At 72.4% G+C, this 17,762-nt stretch carries 13 protein-coding genes and 1 pseudogene; 6 read left to right on the forward strand and 8 right to left on the reverse strand.

Annotated features, from left to right (window positions below; genetic code table 11):
* The first annotated feature begins 398 nt into the window (after positions 1-398).
* The 3 genes from dxs to IH45_RS0139540 all read left to right on the forward strand — a co-directional run bounded on the left by dxs (position 399) and on the right by IH45_RS0139540 (position 4,945).
* Entirely contained in the window at positions 399-2,369 is a 1,971-nt protein-coding gene (gene dxs / locus IH45_RS0139530) for a 1-deoxy-D-xylulose-5-phosphate synthase (protein WP_030680758.1), read from the forward strand.
* A gap of 365 nt (positions 2,370-2,734) precedes the next feature.
* Positions 2,735-4,324: an amino acid permease gene (locus IH45_RS0139535; protein ID WP_234440853.1), complete on the forward strand. Its 1,590-nt coding sequence runs from the start codon at positions 2,735-2,737 to the stop codon at positions 4,322-4,324.
* A 105-nt stretch (positions 4,325-4,429) separates the two neighbouring features.
* Positions 4,430-4,945: an NUDIX hydrolase gene (locus IH45_RS0139540; RefSeq protein ID WP_030680764.1), complete on the forward strand. Its 516-nt coding sequence runs from the start codon at positions 4,430-4,432 to the stop codon at positions 4,943-4,945.
* A 42-nt stretch (positions 4,946-4,987) separates the two neighbouring features.
* On the opposite strand, the gene IH45_RS0139545 is transcribed toward IH45_RS0139540, so the two are convergent.
* Positions 4,988-7,114, reverse strand: coding sequence for a 3-hydroxyacyl-CoA dehydrogenase NAD-binding domain-containing protein (locus IH45_RS0139545; protein WP_030680768.1), 2,127 nt, complete (start codon positions 7,112-7,114; stop codon positions 4,988-4,990).
* Positions 7,111-8,331 (reverse strand): thiolase family protein, encoded by a 1,221-nt coding sequence (locus tag IH45_RS0139550; RefSeq protein WP_030680770.1) that lies wholly within the window; start codon positions 8,329-8,331, stop codon positions 7,111-7,113. The genes IH45_RS0139545 and IH45_RS0139550 overlap by 4 nt, the downstream gene beginning before the upstream one ends.
* A gap of 416 nt (positions 8,332-8,747) precedes the next feature.
* Between IH45_RS0139550 and IH45_RS0139555 the strand changes: the two genes are divergently transcribed.
* Entirely contained in the window at positions 8,748-9,236 is a 489-nt protein-coding gene (locus IH45_RS0139555) for a PepSY domain-containing protein (protein WP_050515512.1), read from the forward strand.
* 43 nt (positions 9,237-9,279) lie between these two features.
* On the opposite strand, the gene IH45_RS0139560 is transcribed toward IH45_RS0139555, so the two are convergent.
* The 3 genes from IH45_RS0139560 to IH45_RS0139570 all read right to left on the reverse strand — a co-directional run bounded on the left by IH45_RS0139560 (position 9,280) and on the right by IH45_RS0139570 (position 12,346).
* Entirely contained in the window at positions 9,280-10,554 is a 1,275-nt protein-coding gene (locus IH45_RS0139560) for an HRDC domain-containing protein (protein WP_030680776.1), read from the reverse strand.
* An 85-nt stretch (positions 10,555-10,639) separates the two neighbouring features.
* The gene (locus IH45_RS0139565; protein WP_003985651.1) at positions 10,640-11,302 is read right to left on the reverse strand and encodes a response regulator transcription factor; all 663 of its coding nucleotides are present in this window, start codon (positions 11,300-11,302) and stop codon (positions 10,640-10,642) included.
* Between the two features lie 387 nt (positions 11,303-11,689).
* Positions 11,690-12,346 (reverse strand): DUF3000 domain-containing protein, encoded by a 657-nt coding sequence (locus IH45_RS0139570; RefSeq protein ID WP_030680780.1) that lies wholly within the window; start codon positions 12,344-12,346, stop codon positions 11,690-11,692.
* A 102-nt stretch (positions 12,347-12,448) separates the two neighbouring features.
* Here IH45_RS0139570 and hemE point away from each other — a divergent pair, with 102 nt between their 5' ends.
* On the forward strand, positions 12,449-13,513 hold the full coding sequence (hemE, locus tag IH45_RS0139575) for a uroporphyrinogen decarboxylase (protein WP_030680783.1): 1,065 nt from the start codon (positions 12,449-12,451) through the stop codon (positions 13,511-13,513).
* A gap of 43 nt (positions 13,514-13,556) precedes the next feature.
* Here hemE and IH45_RS0139580 read toward each other — a convergent pair whose 3' ends face one another.
* Positions 13,557-14,939, reverse strand: a complete 1,383-nt coding sequence (locus IH45_RS0139580) for an FAD-dependent oxidoreductase (protein ID WP_030680786.1) — start codon at positions 14,937-14,939, stop codon at positions 13,557-13,559.
* A gap of 93 nt (positions 14,940-15,032) precedes the next feature.
* A complete protein-coding gene (locus tag IH45_RS0139585; RefSeq protein ID WP_030680788.1) occupies positions 15,033-16,463 on the reverse strand; it encodes an aldehyde dehydrogenase family protein in 1,431 nt (476 codons plus the stop codon).
* Positions 16,464-16,626: 163 nt separating this feature from the next.
* Between IH45_RS0139585 and IH45_RS0139590 the strand changes: the two genes are divergently transcribed.
* The gene (locus IH45_RS0139590) at positions 16,627-17,154 is read left to right on the forward strand and encodes a hypothetical protein (protein ID WP_158813443.1); all 528 of its coding nucleotides are present in this window, start codon (positions 16,627-16,629) and stop codon (positions 17,152-17,154) included.
* On the opposite strand, the pseudogene IH45_RS1000000147415 reads toward IH45_RS0139590, so the two are convergent.
* Positions 17,151-17,762, reverse strand: a pseudogene (locus tag IH45_RS1000000147415) (thiolase family protein); the annotation flags it as partial. The gene IH45_RS0139590 and the pseudogene IH45_RS1000000147415 overlap by 4 nt on opposite strands.

Genomic DNA, 17,762 nt, shown 5'->3' on the forward strand with positions numbered 1-17,762 from the left:
CCCCGAGCCCCCACCCACCGGACCGACCGCGCCAGACGCGCACCCCCACCCAGCCCCAACGGCCACCCGAAGCCGAGCGACCCCGTCGGCGTGACCCCAAGCACCACCCGCCCCCCCGCCGCGCAATTCTCGCCAGGCTCCCAGCCATGGCGGCAAAGGACGCACACCCCCACCACGCAGCACAGATCCCGGCCCCCGTCACCCCACGCCGCTTCCGCGGCCGAAGGCCGCGTCCGCAAACCGGCCATCCGCGTGACATACATCGCATGGCCCGTTATCCGTCGCCGCAGGCGGAACATTAGACTCGGCAGATCGACAAGGTCGACCAGCCAGAGCCAGCTACGACCAGGCGAATCCGCACGAATCGCTCGAACCAGCTCGACAGCAAGGAGGCACGGGTGGCGCTGCTGACCCGTATCAAGGGACCGCGCGATCTGGACCGGCTGGGGCCGGAGCAGCTGGAGCAGCTGGCGGGGGAGATCCGTACGTTCCTCGTCGACGCCGTCTCCAAGACCGGCGGTCACCTCGGCCCCAACCTCGGTGTGGTCGAGCTGACCATCGCCCTGCACCGGGTCTTCGACTCGCCGCGGGACAAGGTGCTCTTCGACACCGGCCACCAGTCCTACGTCCACAAGCTGCTCACCGGCCGCCAGGACTTCTCCGGGCTGCGCAGCAAGGGCGGGCTGTCCGGTTATCCCTCGCGTGCCGAGTCGGCGCACGACGTCATCGAGAACAGTCACGCCTCGACCGTGCTGGGCTGGGCCGACGGCCTGGCCAAGGCCAATCAGGTGCTGCGCAAAAACGATCATGTTGTGGCGGTGATCGGGGACGGCGCGCTGACCGGCGGCATGGCCTGGGAGGCGCTGAACAACATCGCCGACGCCCAGGACCGCCCGCTGGTGATCGTCGTCAACGACAACGAGCGCTCGTACGCGCCGACCATCGGCGGCCTGGCCAACCACCTGGCCACCCTGCGCACGACGGACGGCTACGAGCGCTTCCTGGCGCGCGGCAAGGACCTCCTGGAGCGCACGCCGGTCGTCGGCAAGCCGCTGTACGAGACGCTGCACGGGGCGAAGAAGGGGCTGAAGGACTTCATCGCCCCGCAGGGCATGTTCGAGGACCTGGGTCTGAAGTACGTCGGGCCGATCGACGGGCACGACATCGAGGCCCTGGAGTCCGCGCTCCAGCGCGCCAAGCGCTTCGGCGGCCCGGTCATCGTGCACTGCCTGACCGAGAAGGGGCGTGGCTACAAGCCCGCCGAGCAGGACGAGGCCGACCGCTTCCACGGGATCGGCGTCATCCACCCGGACACCGGCCTGCCGGTGGCCTCCGGCGGCGCGAGCTGGACCTCCGTCTTCGGGGACGAGATGGTCGAGCTGGGCCGGGAGCGCGAGGACATCGTGGCGATCACGGCCGCGATGCTCCAGCCGGTGGGCCTGCAGAAGTTCGCGAAGGCGTTCCCGGACCGGGTCTACGACGTGGGCATCGCCGAGCAGCACGCGGCGGTCTCCGCGGCCGGCCTGGCCACCGGTGGCCTGCACCCGGTCTTCGCGGTCTACGCGACCTTCCTCAACCGCGCCTTCGACCAGGTCCTGATGGACGTCGCGCTGCACAAGTGCGGTGTCACCTTCGTCCTGGACCGGGCCGGTGTCACGGGCGACGACGGCGCCTCGCACAACGGCATGTGGGACATGTCGCTGCTCCAGGTCGTGCCGGGCCTGCGGATCGCCGCCCCGCGCGACGCCGAGCAGGTACGGGCCCAGCTGCGCGAGGCCGTCGAGGTGGACGACGCGCCGACCGTGGTGCGCTACTCGAAGGGCAAGGTCGGCCCGGCGGTGGAGGCCGTGGGCCGGGTCGGCGGCATGGATGTGCTGCGGGAGCCCGGTGAGGGCGTCGAGCGGCCCGATGTGCTGCTGGTGTCCGTGGGCGCGCTGGCGCCGATGTGCCTGGAGATCGCCGATCTGCTCGACAAGCAGGGCATCTCCACGACGGTGGTGGACCCGCGCTGGGTCAAGCCGGTCGACGCGGCGCTGCCGGGCCTGGCCGACGCGCACCGCGTCGTGGTCACGGTCGAGGACAACAGCCGCTCGGGCGGTGTCGGCTCCGCCGTCGCGCAGGCGCTGCGCGACGCGGGCGTGGACGTACCGCTGCGTGACTTCGGTATTCCGGAGCGCTTCCTCGACCATGCCTCCCGCGCGGAGATCATGGCCGAGATCGGGCTCACCGCGCCGGACATCGCCCGGCAGGTCACCGGCCTCGTCTCCAAGATCGACGGCCGGTACGAGGGCGCGGACCGGTCCGTGGACGCCGCGGAGTCGGTGGGCGCCGCGGACGGCGCCGAGCGGGCCGAGGCCGCCCGCGACTGACGGGAGCGGTGGGGGAGGGGGAACGGGTGCTGCCGGTTCCTCCTGTGGGTGAGGCGCGAACGGCCGGTGTGCGGGCGAGGACGTACGTACACCGGCCGGTCAACGGTTTCACCGGCCGCCCCACCGCCGCTCAAGGCCGCACAAATCCGACGCGTAACACTGCACAAACATCGCTGAACGGTCATACCATGGGCTGGTGGGCCACCCGAACGGGTGCAATCACCGGCCCTTCGGCATATCCACCCGTCCGTACCATCGGGTGAATCCCCGCCGCGCGCAGGCCCGCCGCACCGTACTCGTCCCGACCATTGCGCAGACTCGGTCAGTTCACGAGTCGCGACGGTCGTCCAGGCGGAGGTTGGCCCATGAGCAGCACACAGCGGGGCACGGCACACGGACCGGAACGCGGCGGCGGGGAGCAGACCCCGGTACGCCGCAGTGGTCTGTTCCGGACCAAGACGGTCGAGGAGTCGATCCGGGACACCGAGGAGCCGGAACACGCGCTCAAGAAATCCCTCTCCGCCCTCGACCTGACCGTCTTCGGTGTCGGCGTCGTCATCGGCACCGGCATCTTCGTCCTCACCGGCAAGATCGCCAAGGAGACCGCGGGCCCGGCCGTCGCGCTCTCCTTCGTCACCGCCGGCCTGGTCTGCGCGCTGGCCGCGCTCTGCTACGCGGAGTTCGCCTCGACCGTTCCGGTGGCCGGCTCGGCGTACACCTTCTCGTACGCCTCGCTGGGCGAGCTGCCCGCCTGGATCATCGGCTGGGACCTCATCCTGGAGCTCGCGCTGGGCTGCGCGGTGGTCGCCGTCGGCTGGTCCGGCTACGTCCGCTCACTGCTGGACACGGCCGGGCTCCAACTGCCGCAGGGGCTGTCCGGCACCCATGAGGGCACCTTCGGGTTCGATCTGCTCGCGTGCGTGCTCGTACTGGTGCTGACGGCCATCCTCGTGATCGGCGTGAAGCTGTCGTCCCGCGTCACCTCGGTGATCGTCGCCGTCAAGGTCACCGTCGTGCTGCTCGTGATCATCGCGGGCTCGTTCTTCATCACCGGCGCCAACTACCAGCCGTTCATCCCGCCGAGCAAGGCCACCGCGGGCAGTGACGGCCTCGCGGCGCCGCTGTCCCAGCTGATCTTCGGCTTCACCCCGGCCAACTTCGGCATCATGGGCATCTTCGCCGCCGCCGCGGTGGTCTTCTTCGCCTTCATCGGCTTCGACATCGTCGCCACCGCGGCCGAGGAGACCCGCCTGCCGCAGCGGGACGTGCCGCGCGGCATCCTCGGCTCGCTCGCCATCTGCACGGTGCTCTACGTCGCCGTCTCGGTCGTGGTCACCGGCATGCAGAAGTACAGCGAGCTGTCCACGGACGCGCCGCTCGCCGACGCGTTCAAGTCCGTCGGGCACCCGTTCTGGGCCGGGCTGATCAGCTTCGGCGCGGCCGTCGGCCTGACCTCGGTCTGCATGATCCTGCTGCTCGGCCAGAGCCGGGTGTTCTTCGCGATGAGCCGCGACGGCCTGCTGCCGAAGGTCTTCTCACAGGTCCACCCGCGGTTCGGCACCCCGTACCGCTCGACCGTCGTGCTCGGTGTCGTGGTGGCCGTCGTGGCCGGCTTCACCTCGATCGACGAGCTGGCCGAGCTGGTCAACATCGGCACCCTGTTCGCGTTCGTCGTGGTCGCGATCGGCGTGGTCATCCTGCGCCGCACCCGCCCCGACCTGCCCCGTTCCTTCCGCACCCCACTGGTCCCGTTCGTGCCCGCGCTGTCGGTGCTGGCTTCGCTGTGGCTGATGCTCAACCTGCCCGCGGAGACCTGGCTGCGGTTCGGCGTCTGGATGCTCGTCGGCTTCGTCATCTACTTCACGTACGGGCGGTCGCGGAGCCGGATGAACCGGCCCGGGGGCAGGAACGCGGCCACCGGGCCCGTGGGCGGTGGCCCGGGGCGGGGAGCCTGATCCGTACGGGCGCGGCGGTCACCCGCTGCGCCCCCGCCGTACGGCACGCGGCCCGGCCACCCGGGCCCCCAGCGCCTCCACGCGCGCCCGCCGTACGCTGCCGGGATGCCCACCACCGAGCACACACCCGACCTGGTACGCCGTTCCGCCCGCGTCCTGCTCCTCGGCACGGACGACCGGCTGCTGCTCTTCCGCGGCCACCTGGACCCCGCCCGCCCCGAGACCGGGCACTGCTGGTTCACGCCCGGCGGCAGCGTCCACGAAGGGGAGTCGCTGCGCGCGGCGGCGGCGCGGGAACTGGCGGAGGAGACCGGGCTGCGGGTGGCGCCCGACGCGCTCGGGCCGCTGGTCGCCCGTACCTCCGGATACGCGGAACTGCCGTGGGCGAGCGGCGAGTTCGAGGACGTGTTCTTCCTGCACCGCGTCGCCCCGTACGAGGTCGACACCGGCGGCTTCCGGGAACACGAGCGGGCCTCCGTCACCGGGCACCGCTGGTGGCCGGTGGACGAACTGGCGACGACGGCGGAGACGGTGTTCCCGTACGGGCTGCCGCCGCTGCTCGCGGAGATACGCGGCGGCCGGACGCCGGCCGAACCCGTGCGACTGCCCTGGCACCACTGAGAACAGCGGTACCAGGGCAGTCGGCGCGGCTGCCGTCCGGGCCTAGGCGGGCACGCTCGCCACGCCCGGGGCCAGGAACTTCTTGCCGTTCACACGCTCGGAGACGCCCTCGCGGTCCAGGTACGGCGTGATGCCGCCCAGGTGGAAGGGCCAGCCGGCGCCGGTGATCAGGCACAGGTCGATGTCCTGCGCCTCGGCGACGACGCCCTCGTCCAGCATCAGGCCGATCTCCTGGGCCACCGCGTCCAGGACGCGGGTGCGGACCTGCTCCTCGGTCAGGACGGAGTCGCCCTGCTTGAGCAGCGCCTTGACCTCGGGGTCCAGCTCCGGCTTGCCGGAGTCGTAGACGTAGAAGCCGCGCTTGCCGGCCTTGACCACGGCGGCCAGGTTCGGCGAGACGGTGAAGCGGTCCGGGAAGGCGCCGTGCAGCGTCTCGGAGACGTGCAGGCCGATCGCCGGGCCGACCAGCTCCAGCAGCACCAGCGGCGACATCGGCAGGCCGAGCGGCTCGACGGCCTTCTCGGCGGTCTCGACGGGGGTGCCCTCGTCGATGACGTTCTGGATCTCGCCCATGAAGCGGGTCAGGATGCGGTTGACCACGAACGCCGGGGCGTCCTTGACCAGTACGGCCGTCTTCTTCAGCGACTTGGCGACGGAGAAGGCCGTGGCCAGCGACGCGTCGTCGGTCTTCTCCGCGCGCACGATCTCCAGCAGCGGCAGGATCGCGACCGGGTTGAAGAAGTGGAAGCCCACGACCCGCTCGGGGTGCTTGAGCTTGGACGCCATCTCGGTGACCGAGAGGGACGAGGTGTTCGTGGCGAGGACGGCGTGCTCCGGCACGACCGCCTCGACCTCGGCGAACACCTGCTGCTTGACGCCCATCTCCTCGAAGACGGCCTCGATGACGAAGTCCGCGTCGCCGAAGGCGGCGGCCTTGTCGAGGTGGCCGCTGACCAGGCCCTTGAGGCGGTTGGCCTTGTCCTGGTTGACGCGGCCCTTCAGGAGCAGCTTGTCGATCTCGCCGTGGACGTACTGCACGCCCTTGTCGATGCGGGCCTGGTCGATGTCGGTCAGCACGACCGGCACCTCAAGGCGGCGCGCGAACAGCAGTGCCAGCTGCGAGGCCATCAGGCCCGCGCCGACCACGCCCACCTTGGTGACCGGGCGGGCGAGGGCCTTGTCCGGCGCGCCCGCGGGGCGCTTGGCGCGCTTCTGCACCAGGTTGAACGAGTAGATGCCGCTGCGCAGCTCGCCGCCCATGATCAGGTCCGCGAGGGCCTGGTCCTCGGCGTCGAAGCCCTGGCGCAGGTCGCCGTTCTTGGCGGCGGCGATGATGTCCAGCGCGCGGTACGCGGCCGGGGCGGCGCCGTGCACCTTGCCGTCCGCGATGGACTTGCCGCGCTGTACGGCCTGGTCCCACGCCTCGCCGCGGTCGACGTCGGCCCGTACGACCTCGGTGTCGCCCTTGAGGACCGAGGCGGTCCACAGCAGCGACTGCTCCAGGAAGTCGGCGCCCTCGAAGATCGCGTCGGCGATGCCGAGGTCGTAGACCTGCTGCCCCTTGAGCTGCTTGTTCTGGTTGAGCGAGTTCTCGATGATCACCGAGACCGCGCGGTCGGCGCCGATCAGGTTCGGCAGCAGGACGCAGCCGCCCCAGCCGGGCACCAGGCCGAGGAAGACCTCGGGCAGCGAGAAGGCGGGCAGCGCCTTGGAGACGGTGCGGTACGTGCAGTGCAGACCGACCTCGACGCCGCCGCCCATCGCGGCACCGTTGTAGTAGGCGAAGGTCGGCACGGCCAGGCCCGACAGGCGCTTGAAGACGTCGTGGCCGCCCTTGCCGATGGCCAGCGCGTCCTCGTGCCGCTTGAGCAGCTCGACGCCCTTGAGGTCGGCGCCGACGGCGAAGATGAACGGCTTGCCGGTGATGCCGACGCCGGTGATCTTCCCGTCCCTGGCCTCCGCCTCGACCTGGTCGATCGCGGTGTTCAGGTTCGCCAGCGACTGCGGGCCGAAGGTGGTCGGCTTGGTGTGGTCCAGGCCGTTGTCCAGCGTGATCAGCGCGAAGGTGCCGGCGCCGGGCAGTTCCAGGTGCCGTACGTGCGCCTGGGTGACGACCTCGTCCGGGAACAGCTCGGCCGCGCCCTTCAGCAGCTCGGTGGTGGTGGTCACTTGCCTGCTCCCTCGAAGTGCGGGTTCTCCCAGATGACCGTGCCGCCCATGCCGAAGCCGACGCACATGGTCGTGATGCCGTAACGCACCTGCGGCTGCTCCTCGAACTGCCGGGCCAGCTGCGTCATCAGACGCACGCCGGAGGAGGCGAGGGGGTGGCCGAAGGCGATCGCGCCGCCGTACTGGTTGACGCGCGGGTCGTCGTCCGCGATGCCGTAGTGGTCCAGCAGCGACAGCACCTGGACGGCGAACGCCTCGTTGATCTCGAAGAGGCCGATGTCGTCGATGGACAGGCCCGCCTTGGCGAGGGCCTTCTCGGTCGCCGGGACCGGGCCGATGCCCATGACCTCCGGCTCGACGCCCGCGAAGGCGTAGTCCACCAGGCGCATCTTGACCGGCAGGCCCAGCTCACGGGCCACGTCCTCGGCGGCGATCAGCGAGGCGGTGGCGCCGTCGTTCAGGCCCGCGGCGTTGCCGGCGGTGACGCGGCCGTGCGGGCGGAACGGGGTCTTGAGGTTCGCGAGGTTTTCGAGGGTGGTGCCGGGCCGCATCGGCTCGTCGGCGGTCGCCAGGCCCCAGCCGGTCTCGCCGGCCTCCGCGTTGGTGCGGCGCACCGAGATCGGCACCAGGTCGGCCTGGATCTTGCCGTCGGCGTACGCCTTGGCGGCCTTCTCCTGGCTGCGGACCGCGTACTCGTCGGCGCGCTGCTTGGTGAGGTGGGGGAGGCGGTCGTGGAGGTTCTCCGCCGTCATGCCCATGAAGAGGGCGGACTGGTCGACGAGCTTCTCGCTGACGAACCGGGGGTTGGGGTCGACGCCCTCGCCCATGGGGTGGCGGCCCATGTGCTCCACGCCGCCCGCGACGGCGATGTCGTACGCGCCGAAGGCGACGCCGCCCGCGATGCTGGTCACGGCGGTCATGGCGCCGGCGCACATCCGGTCCACGGAGAAGCCGGGGACGGACTGCGGCAGGCCGGCGAGGATGCCGGCGGTACGGCCCAGGGTCAGGCCCTGGTCGCCGATCTGGGTCGTGGCGGCGAGGGCGACCTCGTCGATACGGGCCGGGTCGAGGTCCGGGTTGCGGCGCAGCAGCTCCCGGATGCACTTGACGACCAGGTCGTCGGCGCGGGTCTCGTGGTAAATGCCCTTGGGGCCCGCCTTGCCGAACGGGGTGCGGACGCCGTCGACGAAGACGACGTCCCTAGCGGTACGAGGCACGTTGGCTCTCCTCCAGGTGCGGGATGGCACTGCTGCGGGCGCGCCCGGAAGCGCGTCTCCGGTCTCATGCTACTTGCGGGTAACCACGGTGCCCAGTCCCCCCGGGGTAAGCGGTGAAGGTCACAGAGAGGGGCTGTGATTCGTCTGGTGGTGGCCGGGAAATGCGCCTCCTGCGGGCATTGGTCCCGTTGCAGTCTTATGGTGCACATATGGGTACGAAGAGGAGTGGTGTCGTGACCAAGCGTGTCCGGACCGTGGGGGCTGTGTGTGCTGTCGCTCTGGCCGGGGGGCTGCTGGCCGGGTGCGGGGATGACGACGACGGCGGGGGCGGGGCTTCCGCTTCGCCTCCCGCCTCGCCTCCCGCCTCGTCATCGGCCTCGGCACCGTCGTCCTCGGGCGGGGCCTCCTCGGGCGGCATGACCGAGGATCAGCGGTCGCGGAAGGCGCTGGTTCCGGAGGCGAAGACCTCGTACGACCAGGCGCTCAAGGCCGCCACGGGGGCGGTGTCCGGCTCCAAGGCGGTGTCGGTGGAGCTGAAGCGCGGGAGCGGCGGCAAGCCCGAGTGGGTCACGGAGGTGGCCACCGAGAGCGGGAAGGCCAGCACCGTGCGGGTCGACGCGGTCTCCGGCAAGGCGGGGCAGCCGCAGGCGAAGAAGGACGATGACGACGACATGAAGAAGCTGGCGGACCGGCTCGAACGGGCCACCGTCACACCGCAGCAGGCCGCCGCCACGGCCACGGCGCGCAAGAGCGGGACGGTCACCGCCGTGGAGCTGGACGCCAACGACCAGAAGAAGGAGATCTGGTCGGTGGACGTGGTGACCAAGAACGACTGGAACAAGACCACGTTCGATGTGGACGCCGCCGAGCGGAAGATCCTGCGCGAGCACGTCGACCGGGACTGAGCCTCCGGGGGCGGGCCGGGAGTGCCGGGCCGCCCCCGGGGAATCAGGCGCCGGTCGCGCCCAGGGCCTCGGTGAGGATCGGGGTGACCTGTTCGATCTGCCAGGGGCGGGCGCCGTGGCCGGCCAGGACGGCCGCGACCGCCTCTCCGGTCGGCTCGGCGGGGGGCTCCCAGCACAGGCGGCGCACCGTGTCGGGGGTGATCAGGTTCTCCTGGGGGAGGTTCAGGTCCTCGGCCAGGGCGGTCACCGCCGTACGGGCGGCGGCCAGGCGGGCCGCGGCCGCCGGGTCCTTGTCGGCCCACGAGCGGGGCGGCGGCGGGCCGTTCAGCGGCTGGCCGGGCTGCGGCAGCTCGCTCTCCGGCAGGGCGCGGGCGCGGTCCACGGCGGCCTGCCACTGTTCGAGCTGGCGGCGGCCCATGCGGTGGCCGAAGCCGGCGAGGGTGGCGAGCGCGTGGGTGTTGGGGGGCAGGTTCAGGGCCGCTTCGATGATGGCGGCGTCGCCCAGCACCTTGCCCGGTGAGATGTCGCGCCGCTGGGCGACCTGGTCGCGGGTGGTCCACAGTTCCCGTACGACGGCCATCTGCCGGCGGCGGCGGACCTTGTGCATGCCGGACGTGCGGCGCCAGGGGTCCTTGCGGGGCGGCGCCGGGGGAGCGGCGGCGATGGCCGCGAACTCCTGGCGTGCCCATTCGAGCTTGCCCTGCCGCGCCAGCTCGTCCTCCAGGGCGTCGCGCAGGTCCACCAGCAGCTCGACGTCGAGCGCGGCGTAGCGCAGCCAGGGCTCCGGCAGCGGGCGGGTGGACCAGTCCACCGCGGAGTGGCCCTTCTCCAGGGCGTAGCCGAGGACGTTCTCCACCATGGCGCCGAGGCCGACGCGGGCGAAGCCGGCGAGGCGGCCGGCCAGCTCGGTGTCGAAGAGGCGGGACGGGACCATGCCTATGTCGCGCAGACAGGGCAGGTCCTGGGTGGCGGCGTGCAGCACCCACTCGGCGTCGCCGATCGCCTCGCCCAGCGCCGAGAGGTCGGGGCAGCCGACCGGGTCGATCAGAACGCTGCCGGCGCCGTCGCGGCGCAGCTGCACCAGGTAGGCGCGCTGGCCGTAGCGGTAGCCGGAGGCCCGCTCGGCGTCCACCGCCACCGGGCCCGTACCGGCCGCGAAGGCCGCCACGACTTCGGCAAGTTCCTCGGCCGTGGCCGTCACGGGCGGGGTGCCCTCGCGCGGTTCCAGCAGGGGGACCGGCGCCGGGCGGGTGTCCGGAGGCGAGTCTCCGGATGTTCGCAGTGTCGAGTCTTCTGCGGTCTTTTGGGCGTCGGTCACCAGTCAAGGGTATCTGTGTATGCACTGCGCCCGTCGAGGGAACGTTCCCTCGACGGGCGGGACGGTGATGTTCGGAGGGCGGAGGTCAGTGGATGATGCCGGTGCGCAGGGCCACGGCGACCATGCCGGCCCGGTCGCCGGTGCCCAGCTTGCGGGCGATGCGGGCCAGGTGGCTCTTGACGGTGAGCGCCGACAGCCCCATGGAGACGCCGATGGCCTTGTTGGACTGGCCCTCCGCAACCAGCCGCAGCACCTCGACCTCGCGTCCGGACAGCTCGCGGTAGCCGCCCGGGTGGCCGGGGGCGCCCGGGGGGCGGCGGTGCATACGGGCCGCATTGGCGCCGATGGGCGCGGCGCCGGGGCGGCCCGGGAGGCCGAGGTTGGTGCGGGTGCCGGTGACGACGTAGCCCTTGACGCCGCCGGCCAGGGCGTTGCGTACGGCGCCGATGTCGTCGGCGGCGGACAGGGCGAGGCCGTTGGGCCACCCCGCGGCCCGGGTCTCGGACAGCAGGGTCAGGCCGGAGCCGTCGGGAAGGTGGACGTCGGCCACGCAGATGTCGCGCGGGCTGCCGACGCGGGGACGGGCCTCCGCGATGGACGACGCCTCGATCACGTCCCGCACACCGAGCGCCCACAGGTGGCGGGTGACGGTGGAGCGGACGCGAGGGTCGGCCACGACGACCATGGCCGTCGGCTTGTTCGGGCGGTAGGCGACCAGGCTCGAAGGTTGCTCGAGGAGAACTGACACCGGGCCTCCTGGGGGAGTGGCGGGACGGGATCCGGCATTTGGGGCGAGTCGGAATGCTCCGTCTTTGAAGGGTCACTGACCTCTTCGGCATCAAACGGGCCCGACTTTAGAGTTTGATCTCAACTAGTTAGGTTCATTTCGGGCAAATCGGTCGCTTGATCGACTGAAGGGTGATCCGGTGGCGGGGCGTTGCCGGGTGGGCGTTCGAGGGGTGTGGGGGAAGCGGGTGTCCGCCTGCCCGTCAGGCGGCGCGCCGGTGGGCGCGCGGTCGCGCGGGGCGGTGCGTCCGTACGCTGCCCGGCACTGCCGTACGCCGGCGGGTGCGTCGCCGCGCCGGAGGGCGTACGGTTCCGCGCGCCCCCCGGTGCACCCGTGCGCGGAGCGCGTTCAGCGTGCCTGGGGTCCCCGGCGCTGCGGCAGGGGCACCACGCCGCCGCGCGGTGACGGCTCGGGCGCGGCCGGGGGCAGGCCCGCCACCTGGCACAGCAGGTCGCACCACGCCGACAGGTGGGCCGCGGTGTCCGGCACCCCGTCCTGCCCCTCCTCCGGGGTCCACGAGGCGCGCATCTCCAGCTGGGTGGCCGGCTCCCGGTCCGCGAGGCTGCCGAAGGAGTGGGAGCTGGCCCGCGTCACCGTGCCGCCGATCTCCCCGTACCGCACGCCGCGCGCGTCCAGCGCCCCCGTCAGCCAGGACCAGGACACCTCCGGCAGCAGCGGGTCGGCGCCCATCTCCGGCTCCAGCTCGGCGCGCGCCAGCGTCACCACGCGGAAGGTGCCCTGCCACGCGTCGTGCCCGGCCGGGTCGTGCAGCAGCACCAGTCTCCCGTCGGCCAGGTCCGCGTCCTCCCCCTCCGGCCCGGCGCCCGGTTCGACGACCGCCGCCTCCAGCGCGTACGCGAAGGGCGCGAGGCGCTTGGGCGCGGGCGTCGGCTCGATCTCGATCTCGGGGCGCAGCCGTGCCGTGCGGAGCGCCTCGATCGCCTGACGGAAGGGGATCGGTACGTTGTCCGCGCTGTCCGCGAGGTGTTCGTGAGCCGCAGCCATGCCCGGAAGATTAGGCGGAAGGAGCCGCTGGGTGAGGGAGGACACCCGGTGCGCGCGTCGCCCATTCGGAGGCGCCCTCGCACGCGTGCGAAGATTCGGTGTGTGAGTGCCAACCGCCCGACGGGCCAGCAGCAGACCGGTACGTACGACTCGGCCTTCCTCAAGGCCTGCCGCCGGGAACCGGTGCCGCACACGCCCGTGTGGTTCATGCGCCAGGCCGGACGCTCGCTGCCGGAGTACCGCAAGGTCCGCGAGGGCATCGCGATGCTCGACTCCTGCATGATGCCCGAGCTGATCACCGAGATCACCCTCCAGCCGGTGCGCCGGCACGGCGTGGATGCGGCGATCTACTTCAGCGACATCGTCGTCCCCCTGAAGGCCATCGGCATCGATCTGGACATCAAGCCGGGCGTCGGCCCGGTCGTCGAGAAGCCGATCCGCACGCGCGCCGACCTGGAGCAGCTGCGCCCGCTGGAGCCCGGCGACGTGCCGTATGTGGCCGAGGCCGTGCGGATGCTCGTCGGCGAGCTGGGCGCCACCCCCCTCATCGGTTTCGCCGGCGCGCCCTTCACCCTCGCCAGCTACCTCATCGAGGGCGGCCCGTCGCGCAACCACGAGCACACCAAGGCGATGATGTACGGCGACCCGCAGCTGTGGGCCGACCTGCTGGACCGCCTGGCCGTGATCACCTCGGCGTTCCTGAAGGTGCAGATCGAGGCGGGCGCGAGCGCCGTGCAGCTCTTCGACTCCTGGGCCGGCGCGCTGGCCCCGGCCGACTACCGCCGCTCCGTGCTGCCCGCCTCCGCCAAGGTCTTCGAGTCGGTCGCCGGGTACGGCGTCCCGCGCATCCACTTCGGCGTCGGCACCGGCGAGCTGCTGGGCCTGATGGGCGAGGCGGGCGCGGACGTCGTCGGCGTCGACTGGCGCGTCCCGCTGGACGAGGCGGCCCGCCGCGTCGGCCCCGGCAAGGCGCTCCAGGGCAACCTCGACCCGGCCGTGCTGTTCGCGCCGCGCGAGGCGGTGGAGGCCAAGGCCGGCGAGGTGCTGGACGCCGCCGCCGGCCTGGAGGGCCACGTCTTCAACCTGGGCCACGGCGTGCCGCCGAACACCGACCCGGCCGCGCTGACCCGCCTCGTCGAGTACGTCCACGAGCGCTCGGCCCGCTGACCGCGCGGGCGGGCCTCCGGTGCTCCGGAGGCCCGCCGTCCGCTCAGCCGCCCGTCTCCCGCACCGCGGCCGCCGCCTTGCGGGCCGCGACCAGGACCGGGTCCCACACGGGCGAGAACGGCGGCGCGTAACCGAGGTCGAGGGCGGTCATCTGCTCGACCGACATTCGCGCCGTGAGTGCCACCGCCGCCACGTCCACGCGCTTGCCCGCGCCTTCCCGGCCGACGATCTGCACGCCGAGGAGGCGCCCGGTGCGCCGCTCGGCCATCATCTTGACCCGCATCGGGCGGGCGCCCGGGTAGTAGCCGGCGCGGCTGGTCGACTCGATGGTGACGGTCACGTACTTCAGGCCGACCGATTTCGCCTGCTCCTCCAGGAGGCCGGTGCGGGCGATCTCCAGGTCGCAGACCTTGGAGACGGCGGTGCCGACGACGCCGGGGAAGGTCGCGTAGTCGCCGGCCACGTTCGAGCCGATGATCTGGCCGTGCTTGTTGGCGTGGGTGCCCAGCGCGATGTGCCGGGTCCGGCCGAGGACCAGGTCCAGTACTTCCACGCAGTCCCCGCCGGCCCATACGTTCTCGTGGCCGCGCACCCGCATCGACAGGTCGGTGAGCAGCCCGCCCGTGTCGCCGAGCGGCAGGCCGGCCCGCTCGGCGAGGGAGGTCTCGGGTCGTACGCCCAGGCCCAGCACGACCACGTCGGCCGGAAACTCGCCGTCGTTCTCGGTGGTCACCGCGCAGGCCCGCCCGGAGCCGTCGGTGCGGACGCCGGTGACGACCGCGCCGCGCACCGTCTCGATGCCCATTCCGCACATCGCCTCGTGGACGAGCGAGCCCATGTCGGGGTCGAGCGTGGACATCGGCTGCTCGCCGCGGTCCAGAACCGTCACGTCGTAACCGCGGGTGACCAGCGCCTCGGCCATCTCGACGCCGATGTAGCCGGCGCCCACCACGACCGCCTTGGTGCCCTCGGTGGCCCGGAGGGTGTCCAGCAGCGCCTGCCCGTCGTCCAGCGTCTGCACACCGTGCACGCCGGGCGCGTCGATGCCCGGCAGCGGCGGGCGCAGCGGCCGCGCGCCGGTGGCGATCACCAGCTTGTCGTAGCCGGTCCAGGACTCGGTGCCGCCGCCGGCCAGGTCGCGGGTGCGGACCCGGCCGCGGTCCACATCCAGCTCGGTGACCTCGGTGCGCATCCGTACGTCGATGTCGCGCTCGCGGTGCTTCTCCGGCGACCGGGCGATCAGGTCGTCCGGGCCGTCCACCGAGCCGCCGACCCAGTACGGGATGCCGCAGGCGGAGTAGGAGGTGAAGTGGCCGCGTTCGAACGCGACGATCTCCAGGTCCCCGGGCTTCCTCAGCCGCCGGGCCTGGGACGCGGCGGACATGCCCGTCGCGTCGCCGCCGATGACCACCAGTCGCTCCGCCATCGCGGGTGCTCCCTTCTCGTGTACGGCCTCGTGTACGGCCCTTATGTACGGCCCTTTGTACGGCCGTCTGTCCCGTACGGCGCAGATTACGGGTCAGAGCGGATAACCGGCCGGGGTGGCCCGGACCGTGGTCCAGCGGGTCTCGGTGAACGCGTCCAGGTTGGCCGTACCGCCGAAGTGCGCGCCGGTGCCGGAGGCGGCGAGGCCGCCCATCGGCGCGACCGGCTCGTCGTTGACCGTCTGGTCGTTGATGTGCAGCAGCCCGGTCGGTATGCGTTCGGCCAGCTCCAGCGCGCGGGCGGTGTCCCGGGTGACGACGCCGAGCGCCAGCCCGTACTCGGTGTCGTTCGCCAGCGCCACGGCCTCGTCGGTGGTGTGGAACCTGCGTACCGGCGCGACCGGGCCGAAGACCTCCTCGGCGTAGGCGGGGGAGCGGTCGTCCACGTCGGCCAGGACGGTCGGCCGGTAGAACAGCTCACGGTGGCTGCCGCCGGCCGCGAGCCGGGCGCCCGCCGCCGTGCTCGCCTCCACCAGGCCGTGGATCCGGTCCCGCTGCCCGCGGTCGATGACCGGCCCCAGCTGTACGTCCTCGCGGTACGGGTCGCCGACGGCGAGCGCGTCCGCCTTGGCCGCCAGCCGCTCCACGTACTCGTCGTACAAGGAGGCGTGCACGAGATGGCGGCCCGAGGACATGCAGATCTGGCCCTGGTGGAAGAAGGAGGCCCAGGCCGCGGCGGACATGGCGGCGTCCAGATCCGCGTCCTCCAGGACGAGGAAGGCGCTGTTGCCGCCCAGCTCCAGATGGGCCCGCTTCAGATGGCGCGCGGCGAGCGCGCCGACGTTGCGGCCCGCGTTCGTGGAGCCGGTGAAGGAGATCACCCGGACGTGCCGGTCGCCGACCAGGGCCTGCCCGGCCTCCGCCCCGCCCGGCAGCACATGCAGCAGCCCCTCGGGCAGCCCGGCCGCGGCGAAGACCGCCGCCACGGCGTGGCCGCCGCACACCGCGGTCCGCGGATCGGGCTTGAGGACGACCGCGTTGCCGAGCGCCAGGGCCGGGGCGACGGAGCGCATCGCGAGGACGAGCGGGACGTTGAACGGCGCGATGACACCGACCACGCCGGCCGGTACCCGGGTCGCGTACGAAAGGCGCGGCGCGGCGGAGGGCAGCACCTGGCCCAGCGGGTGGTGGGCGAGGGCCGCGGCCTCGTAGCACTCCTCGGCGGCCGTCCGGATCTCGAACTCGGCCTTGCCGGGTACGCTCCCGGCCTCCCGGATGATCCACTCGGACAGTTCGGCGGCGTGCCGGGTGATCAGGTCTCCGGCCCGGCGCAGCACCGCGGCGCGCTCGGTGTACGGCGTACGCGCCCAGGCACGCTGGGCGGCCGCGGCCCCGGCGGCGGCGCGCTCCACGTCGGAAGGGGCGGCCAGGGTGAACGAGGCCAGCGATTCGCCGGTCGCCGGTTCGACCGCGGTGGTCTCGCCGCCGTGCAGCGCGGGCAGGTGGTCCAGGTCGAGCAGGGGCATCGGCGCGGCCTCCGGTCGAGGGGGAACGGTTGAGGAATGAACCAGTTCCGTTCATCCTCTCGCACCGGTGATCAATGGGGGCGGCGGGGTGCGGGCCTTGCGGACGCCGCCGCGCGGGGGCAGCGTCACTGAGGACGGCGGGCGGCCGGAAGGGGCGGAGACCGTGACCAAGGAGGAGCTGCGGACGCGTACGGCGGTGACCGTGGCGGCGCTGCTCGGCCTCGCCCTCAAGCTCCTCGTCCCGGAGCGGGTGGACGCGACCGCCGTGGCGCTGCTGGTCCTCGCGCTGATCCCCTGGATGTCGACGATCCTCCAGCGGATCGACACGGTTGCGGGCGGCGTCGTCCTGCGTGAGGTCAAGAAGACCCAGACCGGGCAGCAGCAGGAGCTGGACCGGATGAAGTTCCTGTTCGAGCACCTGGTGCCGGGCGAGGAGCTGCGGCATCTCCAGGCTCTCGCCGACGGGTCACCGCTGCCGTACGACAGCGGCTACACCCGCCCGCTCCTCGACGCCGAACTGCGCCGCCTCACCGGCGTGGGGCTGATCGAACGCCGGCCGGGGCGCACGTTCGCGCAGATGGGCGAGGTCGGGGACGTCCGGCAGCACTTCGCCATCACGGAGGCGGGCAGGGCGTATCTGGAGATACTGAACGGCTACCGGGCCGGAGGCGCGCCGGAAGACCTCCCTTAGTCGCGTTCGAGGACGAGGGCGAGGCCCTGGCCGACGCCGATGCACAGGGCCGCCAGGCCGGTGCCGGAGGAGCCGCGGGCGGCCAGCTGGTGGGCGACCGCCCACCGCGCTCGCCTTGATCCGGGCCAGCGGCTCGCGGCCGGTGGCCCGCAGCCCCTCCGCGTCGGCCAGCAGCAGCGCGGCGGCGCCGTCGCTGAGCGGGGAGGCGTTGCCTGCGGTGACCGTGCCGCCGTCGGTGCGGAAGGCCGGGCGCAGCTGGGCCAGTGCCTCGGCGGTGGTGGTGGCGCGGATGGACTCGTCGCGGGCCAGGTCCACCTGTGGCAGCGGCACGACCTCGGCGGCGTAGGCGCCCGTGTCCCAGGCGTGTCGGGCTTGGGCAGGATGTAGGGGGCGCGGCTCATCGACTCCACCCCGCCCGCCAGGACGATGTGCGCGTCGCCCAGGGCGATGGCGCGGGCGGCCTGGAGGACGGCTTCCAGGCCGGAGCCGCACAGCCGGTTGACCGTCACCCCGGGCACCGTCACCGGCAGCCCGGCCAGCAGCACCGCCATCCGCGCCACATTACGGTTGTCCTCCCCCGCCCCGTTCGCATCCCCGAACACCACATC

Origin of the sequence: Streptomyces rimosus subsp. rimosus (assembly GCF_000720725.1) — a bacterium.
Classification (GTDB): Bacteria; Actinomycetota; Actinomycetes; order Streptomycetales; family Streptomycetaceae; genus Streptomyces; species Streptomyces rimosus_A.

Coding starts and splice junctions, on each gene's coding strand:
- IH45_RS0139535 (WP_234440853.1), top strand. CDS start 2,735: ATGAGCAGCACACAGCGGGGCACGGCACACGGACCGGAACGCGGCGGC.
- IH45_RS0139540 (WP_030680764.1), top strand. CDS start 4,430: ATGCCCACCACCGAGCACACACCCGACCTGGTACGCCGTTCCGCCCGC.
- IH45_RS0139555 (WP_050515512.1), top strand. CDS start 8,748: ATGACCGAGGATCAGCGGTCGCGGAAGGCGCTGGTTCCGGAGGCGAAG.
- IH45_RS0139570 (WP_030680780.1), bottom strand. CDS start 12,346: ATGGCTGCGGCTCACGAACACCTCGCGGACAGCGCGGACAACGTACCG.
- IH45_RS0139580 (WP_030680786.1), bottom strand. CDS start 14,939: ATGGCGGAGCGACTGGTGGTCATCGGCGGCGACGCGACGGGCATGTCC.
- IH45_RS0139585 (WP_030680788.1), bottom strand. CDS start 16,463: ATGCCCCTGCTCGACCTGGACCACCTGCCCGCGCTGCACGGCGGCGAG.